The sequence below is a fragment of the Stenotrophomonas sp. SMYL8 genome, assembly GCF_036320065.1.
GTDB lineage: Bacteria > Pseudomonadota > Gammaproteobacteria > Xanthomonadales > Xanthomonadaceae > Stenotrophomonas > Stenotrophomonas maltophilia_A.
The window spans coordinates 71,563-78,142 of the sequence record NZ_JAWIRR010000004.1 but is presented as its reverse complement, the minus strand read 5'-3'; the positions used below and the strand labels follow the sequence as shown (position 1 = coordinate 78,142).

5 protein-coding genes and 1 pseudogene are annotated in these 6,580 nt (G+C 68.1%); 3 read left to right on the top strand and 3 right to left on the bottom strand.

Annotation, left to right across the window (positions count from 1 at the left end; genetic code table 11):
* Positions 1-406: 406 nt before the first annotated feature.
* The gene (hemC, locus tag V3B25_RS05380) at positions 407-1,318 is read left to right on the top strand and encodes a hydroxymethylbilane synthase (RefSeq protein ID WP_049421426.1); all 912 of its coding nucleotides are present in this window, start codon (positions 407-409) and stop codon (positions 1,316-1,318) included.
* Positions 1,319-1,507: 189 nt separating this feature from the next.
* Here hemC and V3B25_RS05375 read toward each other — a convergent pair whose 3' ends face one another.
* Positions 1,508-2,284, bottom strand: a complete 777-nt coding sequence (locus V3B25_RS05375; RefSeq protein ID WP_010481298.1) for a DUF481 domain-containing protein — start codon at positions 2,282-2,284, stop codon at positions 1,508-1,510.
* A gap of 107 nt (positions 2,285-2,391) precedes the next feature.
* Positions 2,392-2,994 carry a hypothetical protein gene (locus tag V3B25_RS05370; RefSeq protein ID WP_329810266.1) on the bottom strand — a complete coding sequence of 201 codons (603 nt, stop codon included), beginning with the start codon at positions 2,992-2,994 and terminating at the stop codon, positions 2,392-2,394.
* Positions 2,995-3,075: 81 nt separating this feature from the next.
* On the opposite strand from V3B25_RS05370, the gene V3B25_RS05365 reads away from it, so the two are divergent.
* Together V3B25_RS05365 and V3B25_RS05360 are read left to right on the top strand one after the other, a co-directional pair.
* Complete coding sequence (locus V3B25_RS05365; protein WP_010481302.1) at positions 3,076-4,047, top strand: YafY family protein; 972 nt, start codon at positions 3,076-3,078, stop codon at positions 4,045-4,047.
* Between the two features lie 26 nt (positions 4,048-4,073).
* Positions 4,074-4,844, top strand: a pseudogene (locus tag V3B25_RS05360) (MetQ/NlpA family ABC transporter substrate-binding protein); the annotation flags it as partial.
* 129 nt (positions 4,845-4,973) lie between these two features.
* On the opposite strand, the gene glpK reads toward V3B25_RS05360, so the two are convergent.
* The gene (gene glpK / locus V3B25_RS05355; protein ID WP_329810265.1) at positions 4,974-6,473 is read right to left on the bottom strand and encodes a glycerol kinase GlpK; all 1,500 of its coding nucleotides are present in this window, start codon (positions 6,471-6,473) and stop codon (positions 4,974-4,976) included.
* Positions 6,474-6,580 lie beyond the last annotated feature (107 nt).

The window sequence follows — 6,580 nt, the reverse complement described above, 5'->3', positions numbered from 1 at the left end:
CCCCCCCCCCCCCCCCCCCCCAGCCCCCCCCCCCCCCCCCCCCGCCCCAACCCTCTCGTTCTCCACTGCATCGGACAGCAAAAGCATTGTTGTTATCGGGTGGGGAGAGAAATGTAGAGTCGAGCCATGCTCGACTCAGAGCGAAGCGACCCGCTGTTGCTCTGCTTTTCTTTTGATCTTCCGTGGCTGGCGCGCACGGAAACTGTCATAGGTCGGGCGGGATGGGCTGCGCAGGGGCGTGAGCCGCATGGATGCGGCGACCGAGCTTACATGGACGTACTTGCAGCGGCCCCTGCGCAGTCCATCCCGCCCGGCCAAGCACGGCTGTTGCTTTCACGCCCCCCCAGCCAGCCACGAGGGGCTCCGCCGTTGGCCGTATCCGCGCCGAAGGCGCGATAATGACCGGATGGAAACCGTCCGCATCGCCACCCGCAAGAGCCCGCTCGCCCTCTGGCAGAGCGAACACGTCGCCGATCGCCTGCGCCAGGCCCACCCCGGCCTGCATGTGGAACTGGTGCCGATGAGCACCCGCGGTGACGAGGTGCTGGACCGCTCGCTGGCCGCCATCGGTGGCAAGGGCCTGTTCCTGAAGGAACTGGAGCTGGCCATGCTGCGTGGCGAGGCCGACTGCGCCGTGCATTCTCTGAAGGATGTGCCAATGGAACTGGATGAACCCTTCGCGCTGCCGGCGATGCTGACCCGCCACGATCCGGCCGATGGTTTCGTCTCCAACCTGTACGCCTCGCTGGATGCGCTGCCGATCGGCGCGCGGGTTGGCACCTCGTCGCTGCGCCGCCAGGCCCAGCTGCGCGCGCTGCGCCCGGACCTGGAACTGCTGGACCTGCGCGGCAACGTCAACACCCGCCTGGCCAAGCTCGACAACGGTGGCTACGACGCCATCGTGCTGGCCGTGGCCGGCTTGGAGCGTCTGGGCCTGGGCGCGCGCATCGTCGCGCGCCTGCAACCGCCGCAGTGGCTGCCGGCCCCGGCGCAGGGCGCGGTAGCGGTGGAGTGCGACGGTGGTAACGCGCGCCTGATGGCGCTGTTCGCGGGCCTGGATGACGCGGAAACGCGCGCCTGTGTGGAAGCCGAGCGGGCAATGAACCGCGCGCTGCATGGCAGCTGCCACGTGCCGGTGGCGGCGATCGCGCAATGGCAGGGCACCGACCTGCACCTGCAGGGCCTGGTCGGCAGTGCCAGTGATGGCCGTGCGGTGCGTGCCGAGGCGATCGGCCCGGCCAGTGACCCGGAAGCACTGGGCCAGCGCGTGGCGAAGATGCTGCTGGATGCCGGTGCCGGCGAACTGCTGAACGTCTGAGCCATCGCAGGTGGTGCCGGGGGGGGGGGGGGCCCCCCGACGCGCCCGAGGGTTGGGGTGGGGGCCCGCGGCCGCCCCCCCCTGGTGGCGCGGCCCGGGCGCGCCACCCCTCGTGCTCTCTTTCTATCGTGTTGCCGGCCAGCGGCCGGCACTACCGAAAGAAGAACGGGCGCCTTTGGCGCCCGTTTCTTATTTGAATTTGTAGACCACGTTCATCGTGGTCAGCGTATCGGTCTTGCGCTTGTCCTCGGCCACGTCACTGTTGTAACGCGCCTGCCAGCCGGCCTTCAGCGCCAGATGTTCGTTCATGCTCACCGAAACACCGAAGTCGTTCTGGCCGAAGGTGTTGTAGGAACCCGACTCGACCAGCAGGGTGTTGACCAGGTCGGTGTTGTCGGTCAGCGAGTACTTCATGTCGAACAGGCCGCGGCCGATCATGCCGGTGCGGGTGCGGTCGTCCTCGGTGCTGTGGGTGCGGCGCACACCGGGGCCGATCTGCGCGTCGAACGAGAAACGCTCGGTGTTCCACAGGCGGGTGCCGTAACCCAGACCGAACGAGCTCTGGCGGTCGTAGGTGGCGAAGTCATCGCGCTCGGTACGCACCGTGGCCGTCAGCTGGCGGTGCTCGCCCAGCTGCAGCGCGCTGCCGGCACTGCCGGTGTAACGGTTGGCGGTGGTGTTGTTGCGGCGGCTGGTGGAGCCGTCGTCGCGGGTCTCGATCACCTTGGAGCTGGAGCGCAGGCCAGCCAGGTCCATGCTGTGCACCCAGTCGCCATCGGTGTAGCGCAGGCGCAGGCGGCCGTTGAAGCTCTCGGTGCTGCTGTTGCCGCGTGCCGAAGCGAAACCGAGCTCGCCGCCACTGCCGCTCCACGGCGAGGACATCGCCGCCAGTTCGGAGGCATCCTGCGCATACGCGAGCGGTGCGCACAGCAGCAGGGGGATCAGCAGGGACACGCGCAGGGACATCGGGGCTTCTCCGAAGCGGTTGACAGCCGGTGATGATACTGGAAGCGTGATGGCGGTCCGAATCGATCCAAACGGTTTCTTCAGCAGACGTTGCCGCGATCGCCTATTCAGGGCAGATCGACGCGCAATGCCGGGTCGTTGAAGCGCGAATAGCGCAGGCGCAGCTGGAAGCTGCGGCCATTGCTGCTGCCGCTGCGTACGATCTGCCGCGGCAGGCCCTGCGCGTCCACCCAGTACTCCAGGCGTTCGCCGGGCTGCGCGCCACGCAGGCGGTAGTGACGCGTCTCGACCCCGTCCAGCGACTGGCTGCCCAGGTCTTCGGCCTGCAGATCGGCGGGCGGGGCATCGGCCGGCAGCGGGTTGCGCCATTGCTCGAGCAGGCCCGGCGGGGTCGGCACCTGCCGGATCGCGTCGTCGGCCTGCAGGAACATGGTGTCGCCGATGATCGTCTGCGGACCGGCCGGGGTCTGCACCCGGAAGCGGTCGGGGGCGACGAAGTCCATGGCGCTGCGCACCGGCTGCGGCGCGCCCAGCACCTCCAGTTCGGCGTGGAAGCTGCGCAGGGCCGAGAAGCGCTGGCTGGCGCCCAGCACCGCCTGCGCCGGATCCGCCGCAGGCACGGGCGCTTCGGTGCTGGCCGGCGCGGGCGCGCGATCACAGGCGGCCAGCAGCAGGCAGGCCAGCAGGGACAGGGCAGGCAACCGGCGCATCGGGTGTTCCAGAGGGGTGGGGGCGACCACGATAGCTCAAACGTCCCACACAAGACCCGCGACTCGGACATAATCGGGGGTATGGACCGATACGAACGCATCACCGCCCTGCATCGTCTGCTCAAGTCCGCACGCTATCCGGTGACGGTGGCGACCCTGCAGGACAAGCTCGGTTGCTCCCGTGCCACCGTCTACCGCGATCTGGCCTTCCTGCGCGATGCGCTGATGGCACCGATCGAGGGCGACGGCGAAGCCGGCTTCCGTTACCAGGCCGACGAGAGCGACCGCTTCGAGCTGCCCGGCCTGTGGCTGAGTTCGGAGGAACTGCACGCCCTGCTGGCCTCGCAGCACCTGCTGGCGCGGACCGGCGGCGGCGTGCTGTCCTCGGTGCTGGCACCGCTGCAGCAGCGCATCGAGAGCCTGCTGGCGGCCCAGGCTGGCGTTTCCAGCTGGCCGGTGGACCGGGTGCGGGTGATTCCGCACCGTGGCCGCAAGTTCGATGAAGGCAGCTTCCGCAGCGTGGCTTCGGCGGTGCTGGAGCGCCGCCAGCTGGCGTTCGAGTACCGCGCCCGTTCCACCGACGAGCCGACCAAGCGCACCGTTTCGCCGCAGCGCCTGACCCACTATCGCGACAACTGGTACCTGGATGCCTGGGACCATGACCGCGAGGCGCTGCGCAGCTTTGCCGTGGATCGCATCCACAAGGCGCGGGTGATCGACAGCACCGCCCGCGACGTGGCCGACAGCGAGCTGGACGAGCAGCTCGGGGCCAGCTACGGCATCTTCTCCGGTGCGCCGAAGGGCTGGGCGACCATCCTGTTCAGCGCCAAGGCCGCGCGCTGGGTGGCCGACGAGCACTGGCATTCCAAGCAGCAGGGCCGCTTCCTGGCCGATGGCCGCTATGAACTGAAGGTGCCGTACAGCGTCTCGCGCGAGCTGCTGATGGACGTGCTGCACTACGGCTCGGATGCCGAGATCGTCGAACCGGTGATGCTGCGCGAGCAGGCCAAGGCGCTGCTTGAGCTCGCCCTGAGCAACTACGACAACTCCTGACACTCCCCCCGAGAACCCTTCCGCCCATGAAGAAGACCCTGTTGCTGCCCCTGCTCGCCGCTGCGCTGGCCCTGACCGCCTGCGGCAAGTCCGGCGAGCCCTCGCAGAAGCTGGTGGTGGCCGCCACGGCCGTGCCGCATGCCGAGATCCTTGAAGTGGTCAAGCCGATCCTCAAGCAGGAAGGCGTGGACCTGGACGTGCGCGTGTTCAACGACTACGTGCAGCCCAACGACCAGCTGGTGCAGAAGCAGGTGGACGCCAACTACTTCCAGACCGAGCCGTATCTGGATGCCTACAACCGCGATCGCAAGACCGATCTGGTGAAGGTGATCGGCGTGCACATCGAGCCGTTCGGTGCGTACTCGCGCAAGATCAAGTCGCTGGCCGAGCTGCGCGAAGGTGCCGACGTGGTGATCCCGAACGACCCGAGCAACAACAGCCGTGCACTGATCCTGCTGCACAAGGCCGGTGTGATCGAGCTGAAGGATCCGACCAACGCGCTGTCGACCCAACGTGACATCACTGCAAACCCGAAGAACCTGAAGTTCCGCGAGCTGGACTCGGCGATGCTGCCGCGCGTGCTGGACCAGGTCGACCTGGCCCTGATCAACACCAACTACGCACTGGATGCGGGCCTCAACCCGACCAAGGATGCACTGGCGATCGAGAGCAAGGACTCGCCGTACGTGAACTTCCTGGTCGCACGCCCGGACAACAAGGACGACGCCCGCGTGCAGAAGCTGGCCAAGGCCCTGACCAGCCCGCAGGTGAAGGCCTTCATCGAGACCAAGTACAAGAAAGACCCCGGGCGGGGTGCGGCCGGCGTTCTGACGGCCGCGGGCCAGGTGGTAGTGCCGGCCGCTGGCCGGCAATCTCCAGGCGCCCCCAAACATCATAGGGTTGCCGGCCAGCGGCCGGCACCTCCGTCAGTCGACGTGGAAGGCGAGGGTGGCCGCAACGGCCTGCTGCCATCCCGCATACAGTTTCTCGCGCCGCGCCACCTCCATCTGTGGCTCGAAGCGCCGGTCCAGGCCCCATTGCGCGGCGATCTGTTCGCGGCTGGACCAGAACCCCACCGCCAGCCCGGCCAGGTAGGCCGCGCCCAGTGCGGTGGTTTCGGTCAGCCGCGGCCGCAGCAGTGGCACGCCAAGGATGTCGGCCTGGAATCCGGCCAGGAAGTCGTTGCCGATCGCACCGCCATCGGCGCGCAGCTCGGTCAGCGCGATGCCGGCATCGGACTGCATCGCATCGAGCACGTCGCGGGTCTGGTAGGCCATCGACTCCAGCGCGGCACGCACGAAGTGCGCTTTGCGGGTGCCACGGGTCAGGCCGAACATCGCGCCGCGCACATCACTTCGCCAATAGGGCGCACCGAGGCCGACAAATGCTGGTACCAGGTAAGCACCGCCGCTGTCGGGCACCTGCGCGGCCAGCGCCTGGCTGTCGCTGGCGCGTTCGATCATGCGCAACCCATCGCGCAGCCACTGCACCACCGAGCCGGCAATGAAGATCGAGCCTTCCAGCGCATATTCCACGCGTCCGTCCAGGCCCCAGGCGATGGTGGTCAGCAGTCCATTGCGCGAACGCACCGCCTGCGCGCCGGTGTGCATCAGCATGAAGCAGCCGGTGCCATAGGTGTTCTTGACCATGCCCGGCTGGAAGCAGGCCTGGCCGAACAGCGCCGCCTGCTGGTCACCGGCGATGCCGGCGATCGGAATCGGGTGATCGAAGAAGAACTGCGGCCGGGTATGCGCGTACACCGCGCTGGAATCGCGCACCTGCGGCAGCATCGCGCGCGGGATGTCCAGCAGCGCCAGCAGGTCGTCATCCCAGTCCAGCGTGTGGATGTTGAACAGCAGCGTGCGCGCCGCGTTGCTGTAGTCGGTCACATGCGCCTGGCCACCACTGAGGTTCCAGACCAGCCAGCTGTCGATGGTGCCGAACAGCAGCTCGCCGCGCTCGGCACGCTGCTGCGCGCCCTCGACGTGGTCGAGGATCCAGCGCACCTTGGTGGCGGAGAAATAGGCATCGATCAGCAGGCCGGTGCGCTCGCGGATCAGCGCCTCATGCCCTTCGGACTTCAGCCGCTCGCAGATGGCGTGGCTCTGCCGCGACTGCCAGACGATGGCGTTGTGGATCGGCTGTCCGGTGGCACGGTCCCAGACCACGGTGGTTTCGCGCTGGTTGGTGATGCCCAGTGCGGCGATGTGGCGCGGGTCGATCTGCCCGCGGCTGAGCAGTTCGGTCAGCGTGGCATAGACGCTGGTGAGAATCTCGCGCGGGTCATGCTCGACCCAACCCGGCTGCGGGAAGATCTGCGCGAATTCGCGCTGAGCGCTGCCGACGATGTCGCCGGTGCGGTCGAACAGGATCGCGCGCGAACTGGTGGTGCCCTGGTCGATGGCCAGCACGTAGCGGGGCGTCATGCAGCGTCTCCGGTAGCGATGGTGTTGGTAGAGTCGAGGGGGGGGGGGGGGGGGTGGGGTGGGGGGGGGGAGCTCGCCACAGAACGCGGGAGGTGCACGCCCCCCCC